Source organism: Nonomuraea purpurea, from assembly GCF_042650645.1.
Lineage (GTDB): Bacteria > Actinomycetota > Actinomycetes > Streptosporangiales > Streptosporangiaceae > Nonomuraea > Nonomuraea purpurea.
In genome coordinates this window covers 1-21168 of record NZ_JBHSBI010000014.1, presented here as the reverse complement: position 1 = coordinate 21168, position 21168 = coordinate 1, and the positions used below count along the sequence as shown (strand labels likewise).

13 protein-coding genes are annotated in these 21168 nt (G+C 68.7%); 8 read left to right on the top strand and 5 right to left on the bottom strand.

Features of this window, described 5'->3' with window-relative positions:
- Nucleotides 1–280: 280 nt before the first annotated feature.
- The 3 genes from ACFOY2_RS26615 to ACFOY2_RS26605 all read left to right on the top strand — a co-directional run bounded on the left by ACFOY2_RS26615 (nt 281) and on the right by ACFOY2_RS26605 (nt 5013).
- The gene (locus ACFOY2_RS26615; protein ID WP_379530806.1) at nt 281–2443 is read left to right on the top strand and encodes a hypothetical protein; all 2163 of its coding nucleotides are present in this window, start codon (nt 281–283) and stop codon (nt 2441–2443) included.
- 12 nt (nt 2444–2455) lie between these two features.
- Entirely contained in the window at nt 2456–4564 is a 2109-nt protein-coding gene (locus tag ACFOY2_RS26610; protein ID WP_379530805.1) for a hypothetical protein, read from the top strand.
- A 137-nt stretch (nt 4565–4701) separates the two neighbouring features.
- Nucleotides 4702–5013: a hypothetical protein gene (locus ACFOY2_RS26605; protein ID WP_379530804.1), complete on the top strand. Its 312-nt coding sequence runs from the start codon at nt 4702–4704 to the stop codon at nt 5011–5013.
- A gap of 62 nt (nt 5014–5075) precedes the next feature.
- Here ACFOY2_RS26605 and ACFOY2_RS26600 read toward each other — a convergent pair whose 3' ends face one another.
- On the bottom strand, nt 5076–6131 hold the full coding sequence (locus tag ACFOY2_RS26600; RefSeq protein ID WP_379530803.1) for a protein kinase family protein: 1056 nt from the start codon (nt 6129–6131) through the stop codon (nt 5076–5078).
- 126 nt (nt 6132–6257) lie between these two features.
- Nucleotides 6258–12305, bottom strand: coding sequence for an RHS repeat domain-containing protein (locus ACFOY2_RS26595; RefSeq protein ID WP_379531058.1), 6048 nt, complete (start codon nt 12303–12305; stop codon nt 6258–6260).
- Between the two features lie 808 nt (nt 12306–13113).
- On the opposite strand from ACFOY2_RS26595, the gene ACFOY2_RS26590 reads away from it, so the two are divergent.
- Complete coding sequence (locus ACFOY2_RS26590; RefSeq protein WP_379530802.1) at nt 13114–14493, top strand: OmpA family protein; 1380 nt, start codon at nt 13114–13116, stop codon at nt 14491–14493.
- 122 nt (nt 14494–14615) lie between these two features.
- Entirely contained in the window at nt 14616–15458 is an 843-nt protein-coding gene (locus ACFOY2_RS26585; RefSeq protein ID WP_379530801.1) for an alpha/beta fold hydrolase, read from the top strand.
- 28 nt (nt 15459–15486) lie between these two features.
- Here ACFOY2_RS26585 and ACFOY2_RS26580 read toward each other — a convergent pair whose 3' ends face one another.
- The 3 genes from ACFOY2_RS26580 to ACFOY2_RS26570 form a co-directional block, all read right to left on the bottom strand.
- Nucleotides 15487–16425: a hypothetical protein gene (locus tag ACFOY2_RS26580; protein WP_379530800.1), complete on the bottom strand. Its 939-nt coding sequence runs from the start codon at nt 16423–16425 to the stop codon at nt 15487–15489.
- 69 nt (nt 16426–16494) lie between these two features.
- Nucleotides 16495–17574, bottom strand: a complete 1080-nt coding sequence (locus ACFOY2_RS26575; RefSeq protein WP_379530799.1) for an aromatic ring-hydroxylating oxygenase subunit alpha — start codon at nt 17572–17574, stop codon at nt 16495–16497.
- 916 nt (nt 17575–18490) lie between these two features.
- Entirely contained in the window at nt 18491–19102 is a 612-nt protein-coding gene (locus ACFOY2_RS26570) for a TetR/AcrR family transcriptional regulator (protein WP_379530798.1), read from the bottom strand.
- A gap of 86 nt (nt 19103–19188) precedes the next feature.
- On the opposite strand from ACFOY2_RS26570, the gene ACFOY2_RS26565 reads away from it, so the two are divergent.
- The 3 genes from ACFOY2_RS26565 (at nt 19189) to ACFOY2_RS26555 (ending at nt 21028) form a co-directional block, all read left to right on the top strand.
- Nucleotides 19189–20109: an NmrA/HSCARG family protein gene (locus ACFOY2_RS26565; RefSeq protein ID WP_379530797.1), complete on the top strand. Its 921-nt coding sequence runs from the start codon at nt 19189–19191 to the stop codon at nt 20107–20109.
- 143 nt (nt 20110–20252) lie between these two features.
- On the top strand, nt 20253–20474 hold the full coding sequence (locus ACFOY2_RS26560; protein WP_379530796.1) for a hypothetical protein: 222 nt from the start codon (nt 20253–20255) through the stop codon (nt 20472–20474).
- Between the two features lie 5 nt (nt 20475–20479).
- A complete protein-coding gene (locus ACFOY2_RS26555; RefSeq protein WP_379530795.1) occupies nt 20480–21028 on the top strand; it encodes a hypothetical protein in 549 nt (182 codons plus the stop codon).
- Nucleotides 21029–21168 lie beyond the last annotated feature (140 nt).

Below are 21168 nucleotides of genomic sequence, written 5' to 3'. Positions count from 1 at the left end.
CTCGCTGACATGGACGTGGCCGACCTCATCCCGGCCGTTGGAGTACGGAACGCGTCCAGCCGCGGGTTCGATCCGATGCCGATGGGGTCTTCGTCCTCGTTCACGGCACGACGCGGAATCTAGGCTCATGGCCACACCCCTGTTCCGCTGGAAGCCTCCATCTCCAGGCTGGCGGTGGGCCCGCCTTTGGGTGCAGGTGCTGAGCCGCGGGCGTGGAAGCGACGCGACTCCTCACGGAGCCGGCACAAGACTGATTTCACCTGCGGCGACGGGACGGACAATGAGCCAGTTGATCGATGAGCGCCCGAAGGACGATCGCCACACGCACGCCCGGGACAAGGTGCGGCAGCACGGCGTGGTCTGGCTCGCCTACGCTTTCACGGCACGGAACCTGATCAGGCTGCTGGCGCCCGCTTTACTGGTGTTTCTGCCGATCGGCTTGCTCGCGGTGCCGGCGTTGGCTGTCCTCGTGGACGACTCGGCGGCGGTGGTCAACGGCGACTTCGAGCTGGTCGGCACGCCTGGCACGCCGTTGCTGGTGTGGTCGGCGGCAGTGCTGGTCGTCTCAGTGGCCGGGCAGGCGGTGGCACTGCCCGCGACGGTGGTGCTCGCCGCCGGACTGCTGGTCGGCAAGGACGTCGCCGTCTCCGGCGCGATGCGGGCCGCGGCCCGGCGCTGGCCCGCGATGGCAGTGCTCATCCTGGTCGGCGTGACGGCGCTCGCGGTGACCTTGGCGGCCGGGCTCGGCATTCTCCTGTGGATCAAGGCGGAGGTCACGGCATACGCCGTCATGGCGGTCCTGGCCTTGTTCGCGATGCCGTGCCTGCTGGCCGTGGCGCCCGTGGTGCTGGAGGGCCGGTCCGTGAAGAGCGCCCTCGCTCGCGCCTACCGGCTGACGGTCGGTGCCTCGTGGGCGACCGCACTCACGCTGGCCTTCGGTGTCGCGCTCTTCCCCATGCTGGCCGCCCAGGCGGTGAACTGGGCCGTGTCCGGACTGCCCATCGTGCCGGCCGTGGCCGGCTACGTGCTGGCGCTGGTCACCGTGCCCTTCCAGGCAGCCGTGATCGCCCGCCTGTTCCTGCACCGCCTGGTCATCAAGGGGACGATCACCGAGTTCAAGGAGATCGTCGACGGCCTGCCGGAAGGTCCGCCCCGCGCGGCCAGGCTCGTGCCGGTGCTCGCGGCGCTACTGCTGCCCGGCCTGCTGTATGGCGGCGCGGTGCTGATCAACCCGCTCGGCTGGCTGGAGGTCTCCCAGACGGTCGTCACCAAGAACGTGCCCCGCGGTTCAGACTACGGGGCGGACGGGCGCCAGCAACCGAGGCTCGATGGGTCAGGCCTGCAAGCCCTGTACGCGGAGCAGGGTGAGCGCATGGTCATGCTCATGGACGACACCCGCGAGGCGAAGCTGCTGACATGCGCAGACAGCAGTTGCGCCCGCTCTCGGCTCACCTGGGCAGAGCCGACCGCCGTCGACGGCAGGCGGACATCGGCCGGCGCCCGGCTGGCAGACGGCCGCCTCGCCGTGACGACATGGGCAGTGGACGAGCGCTACCACTGGGTTGACGACGAGAACTGGCGTGCCCGGCTCGGACTGCTGTTCTGCGACGCGACCGCCTGTGTGCCGGCCCCCGGCGGCAAGACCCTCGCGGAGGTGACGTGGGGCGGCCAGAACAGCGTCGTCGCCCTGGCGGCGCGGCCCGGCGGCGGCCTGCTGGTCGCCCAGCTCCTCGGGCTCTCGGAAAAGAGTGACGACGACAAGGAAGTGCTCGCGGTCACCACCTGCGACGATCCGGCCTGCACCCGTCCACGCACGAAACAGGTCGCCAAGGTCCCCGTCAACAGGTACACCGGCGGCGGACGCGACCTCATCGCCGGCGTGGACCCGGACGACCACCCCGTCGTGCTCCGCCTGGACCACGACAGCGGTGCCATCCACGTGGTCTCCTGCGACGACCCCGCCTGCGCCCGGGCACGCGTGGAGCAGCCCCTCGGGGATGATTCGCCCGGCTACGTGTTCGACCGCCGCGGTCAGCCCCACGCCACCATGGCCATCCGGGCCGACGGCCGTCCGCTGATCGCTTACCAGGACATGGCGGACGGCACGATCAAGCTGCTCGACTGCCGCACCCGCACGTGCGCGCAGGCCGACAAAGCCATGCTGACCACACCTGGTGAGCGCCACGCGGGGCCGGCGATGGTGCTGGATCGGGCGGGACGGGCCTTGGTGGCCTTCCAGGACCTCGACCGCGAACAGATCGTCATCGCCACCTGCACGGGGACGCGCTGCACACGGACTCCGATCACGACGATCCCGCGCGGTGGTGACCACGGCCTGGTCATGGCGCTGGACGGCCGCGGCCGGCCGGTGCTCGCCTGGATAGACGTCGGGGGTTGGGAGGACTGGGACCTGGTCGTGACCAAGCCGCTCACCCTTCGATGACGCAAGGAGCCGGTGACCTTGATGGAGCACGTCGAGCGACTGCGCAAGGGCGGTGTGCCGTTCCGGAGCTATCTGGACGCCGGGCGGCATCTGATGCGGCTCGCGTTGCCCGGTGTGCTGGTGCACGTACCTCTCGCCGCGCTGTCCCTACTGGCGCTGATGGTGGCGACCGGCGATTCGGCGGCGCTGGTCAACCAGCGGTTCCAGCTGATCGGGACGTCCGATGCCCCGTTGCTGACCTGGATGCTCGTGCTTGCGGCGGTCGCGCTCGCCGGGCAGGTCGTGGTGTTCCCAGCGACGGTGATCATCGCCGCGGGTCATCTGGTCGACCGGCAGATGTCGCCCGTCGAGGCGTTGCGGGCGACGGTGCGGCGGCTGCCGTCCCTGCTCGTCCCGCTCCTGGCAGTCGCGCTGGCCGGGGCCGTGGGGGCCGGTGTTCTTGTCGTTGCCGATCGGCATTGGCTGGCCACAGTGGTGCTGGTGGCGGCCGCGTACGCGGCGATGCCTTGTCTGCTGACCGTGCCGGCCATCCTGTTGCACGGCTGCTCAGGGCTGGGCTCGATCGGCCGCGCCTATCGCCTGACCGAGCTGAGTTTCCTGCCGGCGTCGTTCACGCTTGCCTTCGGGGTCGTCCTCGTTCCCGGCGCGGCGTTGTGGGCTTTCTGGTCAGGGCTGAGCCTGCTCCCCGGCCCGCTCGCGGTCCTCGGATGGGGCCTGGCCGGTACCGTGCTCGGGCTGGCCGTAACGCCTTTCCAAGCCGCCGTGGTCGCTCGCCAGTTCCTCCATTGCATGGCCTGGCGTACCAAGGTGGACGACTCGGACCTGGCGCACGGCCTGCCTGATGGTCCGCCGCCGCGCGCGGTACGGCCCGTCCTCCTGGCGGTGGCGCTGCTGCCCGGACTGCTGTTCAGCGGACTCGTGCTGGTCAACCCATTCGCGTGGCCGGAGATCAGCGAGACGAACGTGACGGCGTCCTGGCCGCCCGAAAAGTCCTCCGCCTCCGGTGACCGCAGACCGGAGGTGCGCCCCTTCGACCTCCGGGACCTGTACACAGGCCGCGGGGCGAGCCTGATCGCGGTGATGGACGGCTACGAGGACCATTCCAGCCTGCTGGCCTGCACAGACCCCTCATGCCGGAAGACGAGCTTCGCGTGGGCCGAGCCACACGACTCCGCCACCCGATGGCAGGCCGGCACGGCCGGCACACGGCTGCCCGACGGCCGCCTCCTCCTGACCACCTGGACCTCCACCAGGCTCGAACTGCTCACATGCGAGGCGACCAGGTGTGAACGGAGCAGCGGGACCGTCGCGACAACGCGCACGCCACCGGAGTCGGTGGGAGTGGCGCTGGCCGCGCGACAGGGCGGCGGCGTGGTGGTGGCCTACGCCGACGCAGACCCGGCGGGCGGCGACAGGCCGACTCACGACCTCGTCTCCTTCATCATCTGCGAGGACACGAGCTGCGCGCACCCGGAACCCCGGCAGGTCGCCCGCCTGGAGGCGGGCGGGTACTCGCCCGACGAGCACGACCTGGCCGTCGCCGTCGCTCCCGGGGACCGTCCGGTCGCCGCCCGGTACGACCCCGCCACCGGCCAGATCCATGTGATCTCCTGCCTGGATGCCGCCTGCCATCAGCCGCGCGTGACCAGCCCCGTGCCCCCCGCGGCACCGAACCCCGGCCATCGGGTCTGGACGGCCGGCCTGGCCATGGCGGTACGACCCGACGGCCGCCCCGCCATCGCCTACCGGGACCTGCGCGACCATGCGGCCAAACTGCTCGACTGCCGCACCCTCGACTGTGCCCAGGCCGACGTGCGCACGCTGGGTGCCGGAAGCGAGTACCACTCCGTCCCAGCGCTGGCCCTGGACCGCGCGGGGCGTCCGCTGGTGGCGTTCGAGAGCCTCGATCAACGACGGCTCATGCTCGCCATCTGCACCGGCAGCCGCTGCGAGAGCGTCCCGGTGTCCAAGAACAGGAGCGGCTTCGGAGAACGACTGGTCATGACCATGAACGCCGAGGGCGCCCCGGCGATCGCCTGGATCGACTCCGCGCTCGCGCCGTCCGGCCTGAAGTGGAACCTGCACGTCACCACCCCGCTCAATCTCACCGGAACCAGGTAGGCCGAGCTCTATGCCGGGGCGTCATGCTGCCTCGTTGTCACACGGAAGAAGTATGTGCCGACCGCGATAGTTACTTTACGAAGTTGACTCATTACAGACTGTGATCGCATCAGTTACTCGTCGCGAAAGGACGTCCGATGCGACCCATCCCTACAGCTCTCCTCGCCACAGCCGCCGCCGGAGCGCTCGCCCTCTCCATCGCCGACCCCGCCTCCGCCGCATCCGGTTTTGTACGGATCCACTCGGCATCCGGCCAGGTAAAGACGATCAACGATCCACAGCCCCACGTCTGCCACCAGGGCTTTACAGGGCAATCCACCATCATCAACCAGACCGAGGGCACGATCTTGGTCTTCCCAGACCAGAACTGCCGGACCAAGGTCTTCATCCCGGTTCCCTCGCACGAGACTGTTCACGGCAGATACGCCAGCTTCTTTGCCGTGGACTGAATCCGAGCCAGAGCAGAGCTTCTTCCCGATCGGCGTGCACCTCCCTCAAGCGGTGGGTGACGTTACTCGAGCGGCAGGGCGTGCCGTTCGGCAACCTGGCGGATCTCCTCCAGCGGGTACGGCGTCTTCCTGCTCTCACTCTGCAGATCGTGGTAGAAGTCGTTCAGCACGGTGGCCAGCGGGCTGTGCCGCGACAGCAGGACCGCGACCCCGCCGGGCACGCCGACGGGCCGCTCTCCCGCAGCCCATCCCCGCACCAGTTCGCGACGCCCTGGCCAGTCGGCGCCGTGGAAGGCGCCGGCCAGCCAGTTCACCAGGTACGTCAGCGTGTACGTGCGGTCAAAGGTGAGGTGCCGGTGATAAAAGGCTTGTTCCTCCTCTGACAGGTCGAACCGGGTCGACACGGCCTGCCCGAAGTCGGTCAGGTAGAACCGGCGCCCGTCGGTGAGGATGTTCTTGAAATGCGCGTCGAAGTGCAGCAGGCCGCCCGCGTTCATGAAGGCCACGGCCTCTCGCAGTCCCTGGTCCGCCAGGGCGCAGGCGCGGTCGGCGTCGCCCGTGCGCACCCGCTCGTCCAGCCACTGGTGCAGGTTGAAGGGGAAGTACTCCAGGAAGAGCGTCAGGCTCGCCGGCGCCCCTGCCAGCGCTTCAAGGCGGCGGCGCACGCCGGGCGCGCCCTCCCAGAAAGTGACCGCCTGATCGATGTCGGCCAGCTCTCCGTACAGCGGGGCGGGCTCGGCGTTGGGCAGCACCCGCCAGTGATACAGCAGCGGGAAGCCGGGGAACCGGCCGGTCAGTACCCAATCGGTGGTCATCGTGTGCGCGGCCAGCTCGCGCCAGGCGCCGAAGCCGGGCGAGCCGATGCCGTACTGGCAGAAAGGCGGCAGCCCGAACAGGTTGACCGTCGAGTGCGGGTGGCGGAGTTCGAGCTCGGTGAGGGGCACGCGTTTGACGAAGACAGAGGAACCGCCGACCTCGATCCGCGCGGACGCCCCGCCGATGCCGGTGCCGAGCGGCACGGCCTCGCGCTCCAGCAACTCGGCCAGCTCCCGGTCGTCGTAGCGGGCCAAGGCTGTGGAAACGTCACAGTGGGTGGTCAGCCGCGCGTCCATCATCATGATCACCTTCAGTCGCCCACGCCCAGGCCCTCCTGGCGGCCATCGCCGCCAGGAGGGCCTGGGCGTCGTGTGCTGCTCAGACTGGCGTCGCCGCTGTCCGAAAGCAGCCCGGCACTGCCACTCTGACTAGCCCGGGGTGGCCGGCGGCCTGAGGATCTGCCAGAGGCGCCAGATAATCGTCGGTGTCTTCGAGGACGGAGTGTCCGACGTGTATGGCTTGGAGGCCGGGCCGTGCCCGGTGCCCTGGTCAGCCATCTCATCAGCCATGCTCCGGGCGGTCCCTTGGTGGGACCCGGTGGGTTGGACCCTCCCCAACTGCTCGTCGATCGAGCGTCTCTGCGCGTCGGTCAGCCCGCGCGACTGGCTCTGGCCGGTGTTCGGCGGGTTTCGCTGCGCCTTGGGCGGCGACTGCCGTTGGACCGCCTTGCGACTGGTCGGACGGACGGCGGGCCGATGCCTGACTGTGCTCTTGGGCCTGCTCGCACGCCTGGTCACCGCCCTGCGCGCAGCCGAGGCTCGGCGCTTGGCCGCCGCGGCCCGGCGCGCTGCCGCTGCCGCTCGTCGCCTGGCCGCCGCAGCGGCTGCCCGCTGCCTGGCCAGCGCGGCCTTCTTCCTCGCCGCCTGCGCCGCCCTCTTCCTGGCGGCTTCCGCGGCTCTCTTCCTGGCTGCCTCAGCCGCCTTCTTCTTGGCCGCTTCCGCGGCCCTCCGCTTGGCCGCCTCCAAGGCGCGCTTCCTGGCCAGCGCAGCGGCTCTGCGCCTGGCCGCGGCGAGCGCCGCCCTCCTGGCAGCGGCCTGCGCGGCCCGCCTGGCTGCGGCCTGGGCCAGCTTCCTGGCGATGGCGCGCGCCGCGATCCTCGCCGCGATGCCGACGACGAACCAGACGATCTGGCCGTCGGGGTCGGTCATGGTGACGGGGCTGTTGTTGGCGTAGGCGTAGGCGTTGAGCTGCTGCGGATCGCTCTCGTCGATGATCGGGTCGACCGAGAGGAAGCGGCCGTTCGTGGCGTCGTACTCGCGGGCGCCGAGGTGGACGAGTCCGGTGGTCGCGTCCTTGGTGCCGCCGACGAATCCGCGTTGGCCCGGCCACCACGGTGGTGGTGTCCCTCGATCCTCACCGAACGGGGTCTGCCTGCGGACGGCCAGGTCTCCTGTGCCGGCGTTCACCATGGCCTGCGCGGTGCCCTGGTGGTCGTTGGCCATGAAGAAGACCTGGTTGTCCGGGGTGCGTACGGCGATGGCCTCGCCGCCGATGGTGTAGTAGCGGGTCTGCTCGACGACGTCCTTGGCGTAGTCGAGGCGCAGTTCCATGTCGTCGATGTAGAGGGTGGCGTCGGTGGGGGTCTTGCGGATCAGGCGGTCACCGTCGGCGTCGTAGAGGAACGAGGTCGTCTTGCCGGCCTCGGTCACCGACTCCAGGTTGCCTTCGGCGTCCCAGACCAGGCTCTGGTCGGAGGTGCCGACCTTGCGCCGGGTGGTGTTGCCGGCGGCGTCGTACTCGAAGAGGTCGGCGCCGACGGTCTGCAGCGCGTGCGGCTGCTTGCCGCCCGCCGCCGGGTAGGTGAAGGTGCGCGCCTGCTCGGCCGCGCCGCCCCAGGCGTGCTTGGTCTCCTTGGTCCGGTTTCCGGTGACGTCGTAGGCGTAGCTGACCGCGTACGGGGCCACGCCGCCGATCTTGTCCCCGGTCGGGCCGGAGGCGCAGTCGTCGGTGGCCGTCCACGCCGAGGTCAACCGGCGCAGATAGTCGTGCTTGAAGCACTGCGTGTCTTGACCGCTCGCCTTGTCGGCGATCTTGGTGACGTTGCCGGCCGCGTCGTAGCTGTAATTGAGGTCCAGATCGCTGGCGGCGGCACCTGCCCGGTCCAGCCGCATGCTGCTGAGCCTGCGGGTGCCCTCGTCATGGGTGTAGGTCAGCCAGGTCTTCTTGGCGCCCTCGCCCAGCTCGTACTGGAGGGTCTCGCCCATCTTGGAGTAGCGGGTCATGCCCACGTACGCCGACAGCCCGGTGACCTTGGTCGGCTGGCTGAGCCCGTCGTAGGTGTACACGACCGACTCCTCCGCCAGGCCGCCGCCCGCCGGGAAACTGGCCGACTGGACCTGGTCGTCGAGCGTGTAGCGGGTGTTGAGCTGGTAGGAGCCGGCGAGCTTGCCCTCCCGTGCCGGGATGGTGACGGTCTGGCGCAGGGTGCGGTAGTCGGCGTCGATGGCGTTGATCTCGGCCGTGTACGCCTGCCCGCCCACGTACCGGATGCTGGCGTTGAGCTCTCCCTTGGCCAGCGCGTCGTACTTCCACTCGGCCAGCAGCGTGCCGGTGGCGGATCCTTCGCGCAGCTGGGTCTTGCGGCCCAGGGCGTCGTAGCCGTACCAGAGCGTCTTGCCGCGCCCGTCGGTGGTGGTGACGATCTCGTCGGCGTCGTTGTAGGTGGTGGTCGTGACGCCCTTGTCCGGGTCCTCGGTCTTGATCTCCCGGCCGCGCAGGTCGTAGTGGTGCTTCCACACGTTGCCCGCCGGGTCGGTCACCGTGAACAGGCGTCCGGCCGTGTCGTAGGTGTACTTGGTGGAGTCGTACTCGCCGGTCGGGGTCGCGCCCTTGTACTGGCGCAGCTCGATCAGGCGGTCCTCGGCGTCACCGATGCGGGTCGTCGCCGTGCCGCCCTGCGGCGGTGTGACGTGGAGCCGGTCGCCCTCCTCCTTGGCCGTCACCCGGTACTTCTCCACGCCCTTCACCTTGAGGATCTCGGCGTTGGGCTCGCCCGTTCCGTCGAACAGCGAGATGACCTGGTTGGGCACGTCGGTGTCGGCGACCGCGAGCAGGTCGGTGGACGGCGTGCCCGTGGCGAAGTAGCCGGTGTTGGCCTTGTACTCCTCGCCCTGGGAGTTGTAGATGGTGTCGGTGATCGTGCGCCCGTCACGCAGCGCGGGATCCTGCGTCTGGTCGTCCGTCGGCGCGGGTTCCTGGGTCTGGCGCTCGCGCATCAGGCCGTCGTACAGCTCGTGGCTGGTGGTGTAGCCGCCGTCCGCGCGCAACGTCTTGGTGGTGACGTAGCTCGGCCCGTCGGTGCGCATCGTGTAGGAGTACTCGGTGCTGGGCGACTGGCCGCCCGCCTTGCTCCGATCGGGCTGCCAGACCTTGGTCAGACGGCCGAGCGCGTCGTACTCCATGTCCACGCGGCGGTTGTTCGCGTCGATCTCGGCGACGGGCTCGCCCCAGGCCGGTTCGAGCAGGGTGCGCTCGACGTGGCCCAACTGGTTGGTCTCCGTGGTCTCGGTCGCGAGCGCGCCCGAGGCCGGGCTGTAGGTGGTGACGGCCTTGGTGCCGACCGGGTCCGTCTCGCTGGTCTCACGGCCGTAGGCGTCATAGGTGCGGGTGGTGCCGGTGATCGTCGCGCCGTCCGCCGAGACGAGCTCCTGAACCGAGGTCACATCGCCCTTGGTCGGGGCCTGACCGTGCGCCTGTCCGTCGTACTGGACCTTCTCGTCGGAGATGACCTCGTCCGCCGCCAGCTTGGCCACGGAGGTGCCGCAGCCCGCGGCGACCTTCTGGACCTGGCTGGGGTAGTCGAGCATCCAGGAGGTGTCGTTGCGGGCGTAGCTGTAGCGGGTGCACTGGTCGTCATCGCCGCTGGCCAGGTCGCCCTTTTCGTCTACCTGGAGGAGCAGGCCCTTGGTGTCGTACGAGCGCTCCTCGCCGGTACGCCGCCACTTGTCCCCGGGCAGCGCGGTGCGGGTGACCATGGACTTGGGCTGCACCACGTGCGCGGCCTTGGTGACGCCGCCCTGCGTGGACTCGGCCGTCTTGACCGACCACGGCTCCTGTGCGGTCGCGGTCAGCAGCGCCCCGCCGTCACCGTCGAACAGGATCTCCTCCCGCTCGAACCCCGCGAGTTGGTCGAGGTCGTCCAGCTTGACGCCCTCGGTGTCCTCGACCTGCGCGCTGCGCTTGGAACCGTCGGCCTGCTTGTCGCCGTGCATGCCGCGGAAGTAGCGGAACTCCGTCAGCGTGCGCTTGCCGTCCTGGCCGTCGCCCTCGCGGACGCGAACCCGGCCGAACCCTCGGAAGTCCGCCCACGTGCGGTGCTCGGGCTTGACCAGGATGTTGTCGGCGTAGTGCCAGGCCGCGCCGTCGAGATACTCGTAGTCGGTGACCACGTTCGGCGAGCCCGCGACCCTGTCGACCTCGATCGTCTGGGTGACCAGGTACTTGTGGAACCAGTCGGTGACCTCCGCCTCGTTCGGCGGGGCCCAGCGCTGCGGGAAGCAGCGCCTGGTGTTCTTGTCCGCCGTGGGGACGTCGCCCGGCTTGCAGTCGGCGGCCGAGTAGTTGATCCGCAGCTCACCGCCGGACTCGTTGTTGACCGCCTGGACCCGCCACTTGACCAGCGGGGCGCGGCCCTCGTTGGCGTCCACCCGGTTCGGGAGCTGGACACCGATGAAGGTGACCGGCGGCAGCGACAGCGTGCCGCCTACGTGACCGCTCTGCTGGATCGAGGCCAGCCACAGCGCCGGGCTCATGCCGTCACCCGAAGCGGGGAACTGGTGCTTCAGCGCCCACGAGTCCACCGCGTAGTACTGGCCGGAGGCGTTGAGCACCTGGGTGGTGACCTTGGCCAGGCGCTTGCGGGTGAAGAACGTCGGGGTGGTGCGGTCGGTGCACTTCACTCCGGCGTCGCAGATCTGGTCGAAGGGGACGTCCGGCCAGGAACCCGCGGTCTCCTTCTTGAGCTGCTCGGGCGCGCAGGTGATGCTCCCGCTGGGCAGGCAGCGCTCGGCAGTCTCGAACACCACGCGAGCGGTCGGCGCCTTGGTGAACAGCTCGTTCTTCAGGTAGCCGTAGTCGATGCGAGCCAGGTAGGCGCCCCGGACGTACTGGGTGCCGAGCTCCGGCTTCATGTTGCGGCCGTAGTAGTTGGTCTCCTGCGTGTACCAGTATGTGGTGGCGTTGCCGTGGGTGTCCGCCTCGTAGTCGAGGTTCCACCGGTACGCCTGCTGGCACCAGGCGTTGGCCGGGGTGCTGTTGTAGCAGGGCTCGCCGCTGTTGTTGCCGAACACCGGCACCGTCTGCACCGACTTCGTCTCCGCCTTGCCGCTCACCCAGCCGGGCAGGCGGTTCAGGCCGAAGGTGTACTGCGTGCCGTCCGGAGTGGTGACCCGCCAGTACTCGCCGTTGTTGTCGCCGTTCGTGGCGCCGGTCAGCGCCTCGATCCGGGTGCCGTCGTCCCGCTTGGGCCGCCACTGCTTCGTGGTGGCGTCCTTGACGAGCTCGACCGACGAGTCGCCCAGGGACATGGTGGCGTTGTCCTGGTCCCAGCACAGATCGCCGGTCTTCTTGCCGTCGAGCATGCAGGACTTGTAACGGCGTTCGATGTAGCCGCCCGGGTTCAGCTCGAAGCCCTCACCCGCCCAGGACGCCTGGTTGTTGGTGGAGGAGGTGCGCCCGTCCACGCTCTGCGAGGAGTAGCCCAGCGACACGCCCGGCTCCTCACCGCCCAGCGCCGGAGGCGTGCGCAGCTCATAGCCCCAGGTGAAGTCACCCGATTGAGGGCCCACACTCCAGTCGGACGAAGCCGTCAAAGAGGTGGCGGCATGGTCGCCCGACGGGCCGGACGCCGCCGCGGTCAGCGCGTACAGGCCGCCCGTCTCGACCTCGGCGCTCACCGTGCCGTTCTTGGCGTTGTTGTCGCTCTTCACCGGCTGCGGCTGAGCGCAGCCGGCCGCGCCGGTGAGCGCGCACTCCTCCAGCTTCACCATGCGCAGCCGGGAGCCGTAGTCACCGCCGTAGGCGTAACGGAAGCCGGAGTAGTCCACCTCCAGGCGGGTTTTGACTGGCTTGGCCGCAGCCGCCGCTGCCACCCCCTGCCCCGGCGTGACTCGCATCGCCAGGCCGAGCAGGTCGGTGTCGAGCAGCTCGACACTGATCGGGGCCGTCGCCTTCGCCGCCTTGGCCGTCTCCGGCGCCAGCTTCACCGGGAAGCCGGCCGCCAGAGTGGAGGCGGAGCCGCCCAGCTCCGCCTTCTGCGGTTTGGGCCAGGTGACGGCCGGCGCCGCCTTCCACGCCTGCTTGGCGACGGGATCCGCCAGGGGCGACTTGACGGGGACCTTCCCGCCCGTCACCGGCGCTTCTTTCTGCACGGCCGGCGCCGAGCGCGGGGCCGCGTAGGCGGGCATGGCGTACGCCATCTCCACCAGCAGGACGATCGAGAGAACAGGGGCCAGCCTGCGTGGCCAGCGCGATTCGGGCTTGGCCTCTTGCGTCGCGAAGCGATTCCACGACGTGTCCGGGCGATCCGGATCCTGTGGGGTTCGTTGAAGGCCGTTCCATCGGGAGTGGGGTAGGTCTAACTCACTCGGCAGATCCATTAACCTTCTCCAGGTGCTTACGGGGCAGCTGGCTGAGCGAGGTGTGCGGTGCTCAGCGTGTCATCGGAGGCGCGACAACCCGGCGGGTCTTGTTGGGGGTGAGGAGACGGTCTCGACGGTGCGACCCGCCCTTCCGTGCCGCCGTGGCGCGATCAACGTCCGGTACGCGATCCGCCACTCGGCTGTCCTGAGCTGGGGTTACGCCCGGGGCAACGGGCGTCTGGGCATATCCGCGGTCTTTGATCAGTGATCGCATCGTCGCCCTGGAGAAGCTGCTGGTCCAGACTTTTGCGCCTTCTGCTCAAATATTTTTCAGAGGTGCGGGTCCCCCTGAAACTTTCTGTCTGGCGTCGGCGCCTGCTGATGGCCGGCGATGAATCCGCCCAAACTGTCGATAATTACACCATCACTATATGAATGCGGCAGTATGTCCCGAATGGGTTCCCGGATCACCATCCCTTTGATCGCTCTGTTCGCGGCCTCAGCCTGTGCCCTGTCCCCCGAAGCCGCGCCACGCACGTCCGCCCCACCGGCTCCAACGCCCCCCTCCACCGCCCCGCCGCCCTCAGCCGACGCGAGCATCACCACCCAGGACACCCGCCCGGCACTCGCGCAAACATCCAGCACGATGACCGAGAACCTCAAAGTCGAGGTGGTCGGGCTCAACCGGGTCAAAGGCAAGCACCTGATCGCCCAGGTCAAGCTGACCAACACCGGCAGCGAGAAAAAACTGTCGTGGACCGGCGAGATGAGCGACAACACCCGCCCGATCGGCAAGATCCGATGGGCCTCCGGCATCGGAGTGCTCGACGCCCAGGCACGTACCTGGATCCTGCCCTACCAACCGGCCGACTTCCCGTGTCTGTGCAGTGACCAGGACCGTGACGACCTCGACCACTTCATCGACCCGGGCCAGTCCATCAGCCTGTACGCGGTCATGCCCGCCCCCTCCGGCAACCCCGTGAGCACCACGGTCGTCACCCCCGTAGGGCCGCCGATGGTAGACGTCCCGATCAGCGACGACCCACCGGTCACACCGCCTGGGATGACGATCCCCGACCCGGACGCCGAGCCCGTCACCACCGTCACCCGCCGCCTCGTGACCCCATCCGAATCACTCGACAGGACGGAGGAGACAGCCGACGACGGCACGGATCTTCATGTAAGCCTCTCCTCCGACGTGCTGTTCGCGGTCAACAAGGCCACGCTCACGCCCAAGGCGAAAACGATCCTGGCCCGCACGGCGAAGCTCGTCGATGCCTCGTCCGGCGCGAGCGTGAAGGTGGAGGGGCATGCGGACTCCTCCGGCACCGACGCCATCAACGACCCCTTGTCCACCCGCCGCGCCCAGGCCGTGCGCCAGGCGCTGTCCACGGTGGTCACGAGGCAGGGCGTGGACTTCCAGGCCAAGGGGTACGGCTCACGCCGCCCGCTGTACAACAACGACACCGACGAGGGCAAACGCCGCAACCGCCGCGTCACGGTGGCATTCGCCAAGCCTCAGCCGGCCACGGCCGCCACGCCACCCACGACCCCCGCTCCGGGCACGACAGGTCTGACGGGAACCGGCAAGGCGGACGGCCAGCCGATCTCCATGGAGATCACCGGCCTGCGACGGCTGGCGGGCGACCTCGGGCTGCTGACGTACCGGATCACGAACCAGGGCGACAGCGAAGCCCGGTTCAACGAACTCCACCGGGCACAGGACTGGACGTCGTTCAAGCGCCGGGCCGCCTCCAACATCACGCTTACCGACGTGGCGGCCCGCCGCCAGTACCTGCCCGCCCGTCTCCAAGTGGCCGACGGCGACAGCGTGGACTCCTATTGCGCCTGCACCGACGTGTCCGGCGTACGCCTGGGCACCGAGAAGTTCGACCCCAGCCGGCAACGCGAATTCTGGAGCCTTTTCGCGCTGCCCGAGACGGCCGGCACGGTGAACGTCAAGATCGCCGGCTTCACCGACCTTCAAGTGCCGATCAGCAGTGTTCGCGGATACTCGACTTGGTGACGAACGCGGACCCCGCCGGCACCTTCGACCGCACTGATCAGCTGAGCCTTGGAAGGTGCGCTTCGTTACGCCAAGCGCGTACGGGCGGTGGGGGCCGGGTGGGGCGGGCTACCTTTGCGGGTGTGCATAGAGTGAAGAGTTCCGGCGGCCGTCTGCTTGCCGTCGAGGAGTGGGGCGTGCCCGGCGGTGTTCCGGTGCTGTACACGCATGGCTCGCCCATGAGCAGGCTGGCCCGCTACCCCGACGACAGCCTGTTCACTGACCTGAACGTACGGCTGATCACCTACGACCGCCCCGGCTTCGGTGAGTCCGAGGCGCACCGGGGCCGCAGCGTGGCCGACGCGGCGGCCGACATCGAGGCCATCGCCGACGAGCTGGGTCTGGAGCGCTTCCCGCTGTTCGGCGTCTCTGGCGGCGGCCCGCACGCGCTGGCCTTCGCTGCCCTACGCCCCGAACGGGTGACCCGCGTGGCGACGCTGGCAAGCCCGGCCCCGGTCGATGCCGAGGGGCTGGAGTGGGGTGCCGGGATGATGGAGTCCAACCGCAGGTCGTCGGCTGCGGCCCTGCGCGGGCGCGAGGCGCTGGTGGAGCTGTTCGCCCAGGACGACGAGGAGGGCCAGAGCCCTGCCTCCCTGCTGCCCGCCGCCGAGCAGGCGGTCCTGGCCAGGCCGGAGGTCCGGGCGATGCTGGGTGCTGCCTTCGCCGAGGCGGTCCGCCCGGGCAAGGATGGCTGGATCGACGACGAGATGGCTCTGTACGGCCTGCCGTGGGGCTTTGACCCGGCCGCCATCTCGGCGCCCGCCCGCGTCTGGCATGGCGAGCTCGACACGGTCATCCCGGTGACGCACGCCCGGTGGATCGCCGCCCGGGTCCCCGCAGCGGAACTGCTGGCTGATCCGGAGGCAGGCCACGCCGGTCATTTCGCCGCCACGCCGGACATCCTGCGCTGGCTGCTGCTGGGCTGATCAGGGAAGTACAGCCAGGAGGTGCTGCCTAACCGCGCAGCAGTCTCTCCCGTCTGGCCAGCAGCCGCTTACGCTCGGCGGACAGCTCGGTGTGGCGGGCCCGCAGGTGGGCGCCTGTCTCCTGGACCCATTGGATCGTCTTGTCGACCTCGGCGCGGGTGTTCTCGATGCGCTGATGCTTGATCACGTCAGTGATGATGTTGTCGAAGAACAAGTCGACGAACCACCGCGTGTCCACCTGCGGCAGGTGAGGACGCGCGGAGACGCCGACGTCGGCCAGCTCGCGGGAGAAGACGTCCAGGGCCCGCTGGGCGTGCCAGGCAGCCTCGTCGGCGGCGTCCAGCCGGTTGGACTCGATCAGGTCGGCGATCACGCCGCCGCCGAACATGTCCCAGGTGGAGGCGTTCACGGCCCAGTTCAGATGGCGCAGCACATGACCCAGCGCGTCACGTGCGGCCCGCCCGGCCCGATGGGCCTGCGCATGCTCACGCACGTCCGCCGTCACACGGTCGAGGGTGGCAGCGAGGTCGGCCAACTCCCTGGCACGGGCATCACCATCGCTGATGAGCTGCCGCTCCTTCTCGGCCAGCAATTCTGCGTACTCCTCCGGGGCCGTCGCGAGCCCGGCCAGCTCGTCCTCGGCCGCACGCGCATCCGCCTCAAGCTGGGACAGGCGGGCCTGGTGGCCCTCGACCCGCTGCCTGGCGGCGGCCGCCTCGGCACGTTCACGGTCCAGCCGCTCCTCGCGGTTACCCAGCAGGCGGGCCAGGACGGCGGATAATCCGCCTTCCAAGCGGGTGACGTCGTCCTCCTCCAGGGACAGCTCCAGCTCCAGGTCGGCCAGGGTGCGGTGGGCTCGCTGGATCTGCTCCGTGGTGGCCTCACGCACGCGCCGCAGGTGGTTGGCCCGGCGTATGCGGGCGGCTGCTTCCCTCAGTCGCTCGTCAAGATCTGGTGAGCTGGTCACACCTTGAAGGACGAACGAGACACTCCCAACGTTTCAACCGGCAGCCCGGACAGAACGCCCACACGCCCATCACGGGCGGGATCGTTCAAAGTCGTGTCGGTACGCGTCCAGGACGAGGCCGTGAAAATGATGGACGGCGTGCTCCGACAACCCCGACCCGTCGGGGTTGTAAACGATCTTTCCCTGGGTGAACGCAGGGGTGCGCATCCCGCGCTGGACGCTCTCCACCAAGGCGATGTCCTCCACCTGGAGAACCTCGTCGATGTAGCGAATGCTGTCCGACTCGGCCTCGTTGGGCTCGGCGGTCTCCAGGTAGAAGTCCCAGATCTCGCGAGTGCGTTCCGGACCGTCAGGGATGATCTGCAGCACCATGAAGTTTCCGCGGCCGGGGTAGCGCAGCAGGCAGGTGTTGGGCCACAGCCACCAGACCGCGTGCTCGGTGACCGTCGCGCCGGACACGTCGTAGGCGGAGTTCTCCGTCTGCCCCGCCTGGGCCATGTGGCTGGAGTAGATCCCGTACGTGGTGACCTTGTAGGTGCTCATGTCGACCAGGGACACGAAGTCCTTGTGGGCCACATGGCAGTGGTAGCACTCCAAGAAGTTGTCGACGACGTTCTTCCAGTTGGAGGCGATGTCGTAGGTGAGCCGGCGGGCGAGGGTCAGCTTGGCCACGTCCGGCGCCCGCGCTTCGATCTCCGCCTCCAGGCCTCCGGCCTGCTCCGACAGGGAAGCCGCCTCGGGGGCGAGGTTGACGTAGACCATGCCGCCGAACTCGGTGACCTGGATCTGGTCCAGGCACACGGTGGAGATGTCGAAGCCCGGCATGCCGCCGGTGTTGCGTGCTCGCCTCAACCGGCCGGTCAGGTCGAAGTTCCAGGCGTGGTAGGGGCACACGATGCTGCGCCGGACGCCGGACCCGGACAGCAGTTCGTGCGCCCGGTGCTTGCACACGTTGTAGAACGCCCGCAGCGTGCCGGCCTCGTCCCGGACGGCGACGATCGGCATCCCGGCCACCGTGCCCGTCACATAGCTTCCCATCTCCCGCAGCTTCTCCACATGACATAACCACTGCCACGTACGAGCGAAGATCGCCCGCTGGTCGACGTCGAACCACTTCGGATCCGTGTAGGCATCGGCGTGCAATGACATCGACAGCGCGGGATTCGGGTGGTATCCGGCAGAAATGTGATCGATTGCAGGGGTCGAATCCGGTGTCACCGTACCTCCCATGCAGGTACCAAACGCATGCATGCTCGAGGTTCTACGTTTCCTTATTTAGGCTAATGATCCTTTTAGGGAGGATTCAAGGGCCCGCTCAACGAAGTGGCCGACCTCTTGCGCGACAATCACCCGCACGGGGTGAGCGTGCGCCTGTTCAACGTGATGGCGTTCAAGCCGTTCCAGTGCTGCTGCCCGGCAGCTCCCATCAGCGGTTCGGCGGCTCGTACCGCTCAATGTGATCGCGGAACCAATCGAGCATGAAGCGGTGTGAGGCGATGCTCTAGTCCAGCGTCGTACGCTGAGGGGTCGCTCGTGGCTACCCGGGAGCCACCGGGACTTGGCTCGTCTACTGCCTGCGGCAGGCACCGTTGACCAGACCAAGGGGCAGGCCATCCCCTTCCGGGTCATGGCGCGGTGCCTGAACGTCTGGCGAACGTGAGGGGGGTCGCCCAGTTCACCACCCGGCGTGAGCGAGCCATCATGCCATGGAGACGACCCATTTGCCTCGGGTGTGCGGGGCGACGGCGAAGCTGGCGAGGGCGTCCTGGGTGAATGTGGCGGCGAACCCCGCGCCCAGGCGTCGGCCTGCTGCTGTTCGAGCCGCTCCAGCCTGGCCCTGTCCTCGCTGCTCCCAGTCCGTGCCGGCTCATCCGGTGTTGTCATTACCATGGCCACACTCCAACTCCCTGCGATTGCGATCAGCCCTGCCACGACAAGGAGCACACCCAACGGGTTCGCCGGACGATGAGCCGGCCGGTGCCGTCGGTGGCGCCGAGTACGGTCCGGTCTCATGGCCGGGCTTCGGGAGCCGGCAGGATCTTCAGCACGCAGCCGAGTTTCGCCGTTATCGTTGGCTGGGCATGTGATCATCCGCGCCTGTGGTTGATGCCCGGAAACCGTCCAGCCCGAAGGCCAGCAGTCGCTCAGCCTGGAGCGCGGAGCTCTGCTCGCCCGCCCACGCTGCCGCGTTGACCAGCGCGTACAGGTCCGGGGCTGTGACGTCCGGCCGCGCAGCACCGGCTGCCCGGGCCCGCGCCACCAGCCCCTCTCCAGCGGCGAGCACCGCCTTGCATGCCGTGTGCAGTTCCGAGGTTTCGTCCTCGATGGCCTGCATCAACGTGGCTCCCAGTCCGCGGTAAAGAGTCGTGTGCGCCATCGCCGCCCTCGCCCATGCGGCCAGGCCGTCGAAGGGCGAGGGGTGGGCGAGCAGTTCCTCGCCGGTCGTGGCCAGGGTCCGCATCCGGTCACCCATCAGCGCCTCCAGTAGTGCACGCCGGGTGGGGAAGTGGCCGTAGAGCGTGCCATTGGCCACCCCGGCCCGGCGCGCGATCTCCTCCAGTGAGAAGTCCGCGCCGTGCTCGCCGAAGGCGGCCGCCGCCTCGGCCAGCAGCCGTTCGTAGTTACGGCGTGCGTCCGCGCGCATGCGGCGCCGGGGCGCCGGTGTGCCGGTGTCCATGGGCAGAATCCTCACTGGCAAAGTTGAGACAGTCTCAGTATATTTCTCGGGACAGTCTCATCTTATGATTCGGGAGATCCCACCGCATGACCACGCCCCAAGAGCGTTCACTCTCGTCCACAACCGCCGCGATCAGGAGCGGCAAGCCCATACTCGTCACCGGCGCCACCGGCCGGCAGGGCGGAGCCGCCGCCACGCACCTGCTGGCCGACGGCTGGCCGGTCCGCATCCTGGTCCGCAACCCCGCCACCGAAGCCGCCGGCCAACTGGCCGCGACAGGCGCCGAACTGCACCGGGGCGACCTGGACGATCCCGGCAGCCTCAAGGCGGCCATGGTCGGCGCCCACGGCGTCTTCGCCGTCACCCCGGACGACCTGGACACCGAACGCGAGATCCGGCGCGGCCGGCACCTGGCAGACGCCGCCGCAGCGGCCAGGGTCGCCCATCTGGTCTTCACTTCCGTCGGCGGCGCCGAACGAGGCACCGGCATCTCGTATTGGGAGAGCAAGTGGGCGATCGAGCAGCACATCGCCGCCCTCGGGCTACCAGCCACCGTTCTGCGGCCAGTGCGCTTCATGGAAAACCATGCCATCCCCGAGCTGGGGCTGGGCGGCATCTCCCCCGACGGGGTGCTGCGCCACCTGTTCGCCCCCGACGTCCCCGTGCAGCTGATCGCCGTAACCGACATCGGCGCGTTCGCCGCCCTCGCCTTCGCCGACCCGGCCACATACCTGGGCCAGGCCTTGGAGCTGGCAGGCGACGAGCTGAGCCCCAACGCCACTGTGCGCCTGATCGGCTGGCACCTCGGACGCCAGATCACTTACCAGCAGGTCGCCGGCAAGGAGCTGAACCTGAACGAGGACGCCTCGCGTGCCTTCACCGCCCAACGGGGACTGTGGCGCGCCGACATCCCTGCCCTGCGCCACTGCCACCCCGACCTGCTTGACTTCCCCACTTGGCTGAATCAAGGCGGCGCCGACGCCATCGCCGCGCTCCTCGATGCCTGACCCAAAGCCCCGTCCCGCTATCCCTGACAGGCTCTCGGGGAGCAGCCGATGCGCCGCAGCGGCCGCCATGAACTCGCGGTCTGGGTCATCCACCGGTAGGTAGCTGGTGTCCGGTGATGGGGGCTAAACGGTACCGTGAGCAGGTGGGAGACCTCATCGGCTTCACCAGATGCTCGACAGCCCTCCAACACCTCACCGCCCAGCAGCAGATCCTCGCCGACCTCGGCGTCGCCAACGACCGCATCTACCTCGCCGAGCTGATGGAGGTCTTCTCCGCCGGCCGCGCCACCGTCTACCGCGTCCTCGACCGTGCCGTATCCAGGACCACCGTCGAGATGGACTCGCAACCTCGACCCGCCCGATAGGTCACATGGACACCGCACTCGAACTCGCGCTTCTCCCCGCGTTCCCCACGGCCCTGGCCGCCGACGTCCGCGCCGTCGTGCAGACCCTGCCGGAATCGCGCCTCCAACCCGCGGGCTCTTTCACCGCCTGGATCCAAGGCGAACACATCACCATCCCCTACCGCCTGTACAACCCGGTACCGGCCGACGACCTTTCAGGCCTGCCCGCAGTACAGGCCAAGGTCCTGCACTGCCTCTACACCCGCCACCACGACGGCCACATCCGCCAGCGCCACCTCAGCCAGATCAGCGACGCCACAGATCCGTGGATCGTCCCCTTCGTGGTCCAGCTCATCGGCGAATACGTGCTTGACATCATGATCACGATCAAGCGGGGACTCACCGACATCGACCAACCCGGCACTCCCCACCACCAGGCCTACGGGCGGTTCATCGCCGCCAACCCCGACTTCCTCTTCCTGACCAGCCAACGCGTCGCCAGCTACTGGAACTGCTACTACCGGAACAGATTTCCCACCCCTCCTACCCCGGCCGCATCCTCATCGACTCACTGAAAGCCGCCGCAGCCCACTACCGAGACCCCGCCACCCCAGCCCAGGCCGCGCCCAGGGAGATGGTGTTTGAGAAGGTCACCCGTAATCGGTGACTATTAGGAAGCAATCGCCTCAATATTCACTTTAGCATCGTTTGTCTC

Bases quoted from the DNA above. Each gene is read 5' to 3' on its own strand.
- ACFOY2_RS26615 (WP_379530806.1), top strand. From the start codon at position 281: ATGAGCCAGTTGATCGATGAGCGCCCGAAGGACGATCGCCACACGCAC.
- ACFOY2_RS26605 (WP_379530804.1), top strand. From the start codon at position 4,702: ATGCGACCCATCCCTACAGCTCTCCTCGCCACAGCCGCCGCCGGAGCG.
- ACFOY2_RS26600 (WP_379530803.1), bottom strand. From the start codon at position 6,131: ATGATGATGGACGCGCGGCTGACCACCCACTGTGACGTTTCCACAGCC.
- ACFOY2_RS26595 (WP_379531058.1), bottom strand. From the start codon at position 12,305: ATGGCGTACGCCATGCCCGCCTACGCGGCCCCGCGCTCGGCGCCGGCC.
- ACFOY2_RS26590 (WP_379530802.1), top strand. From the start codon at position 13,114: ATGACCGAGAACCTCAAAGTCGAGGTGGTCGGGCTCAACCGGGTCAAA.
- ACFOY2_RS26575 (WP_379530799.1), bottom strand. From the start codon at position 17,574: ATGTCATTGCACGCCGATGCCTACACGGATCCGAAGTGGTTCGACGTC.
- ACFOY2_RS26570 (WP_379530798.1), bottom strand. From the start codon at position 19,102: ATGGACACCGGCACACCGGCGCCCCGGCGCCGCATGCGCGCGGACGCA.
- ACFOY2_RS26565 (WP_379530797.1), top strand. From the start codon at position 19,189: ATGACCACGCCCCAAGAGCGTTCACTCTCGTCCACAACCGCCGCGATC.
- ACFOY2_RS26555 (WP_379530795.1), top strand. From the start codon at position 20,480: ATGGACACCGCACTCGAACTCGCGCTTCTCCCCGCGTTCCCCACGGCC.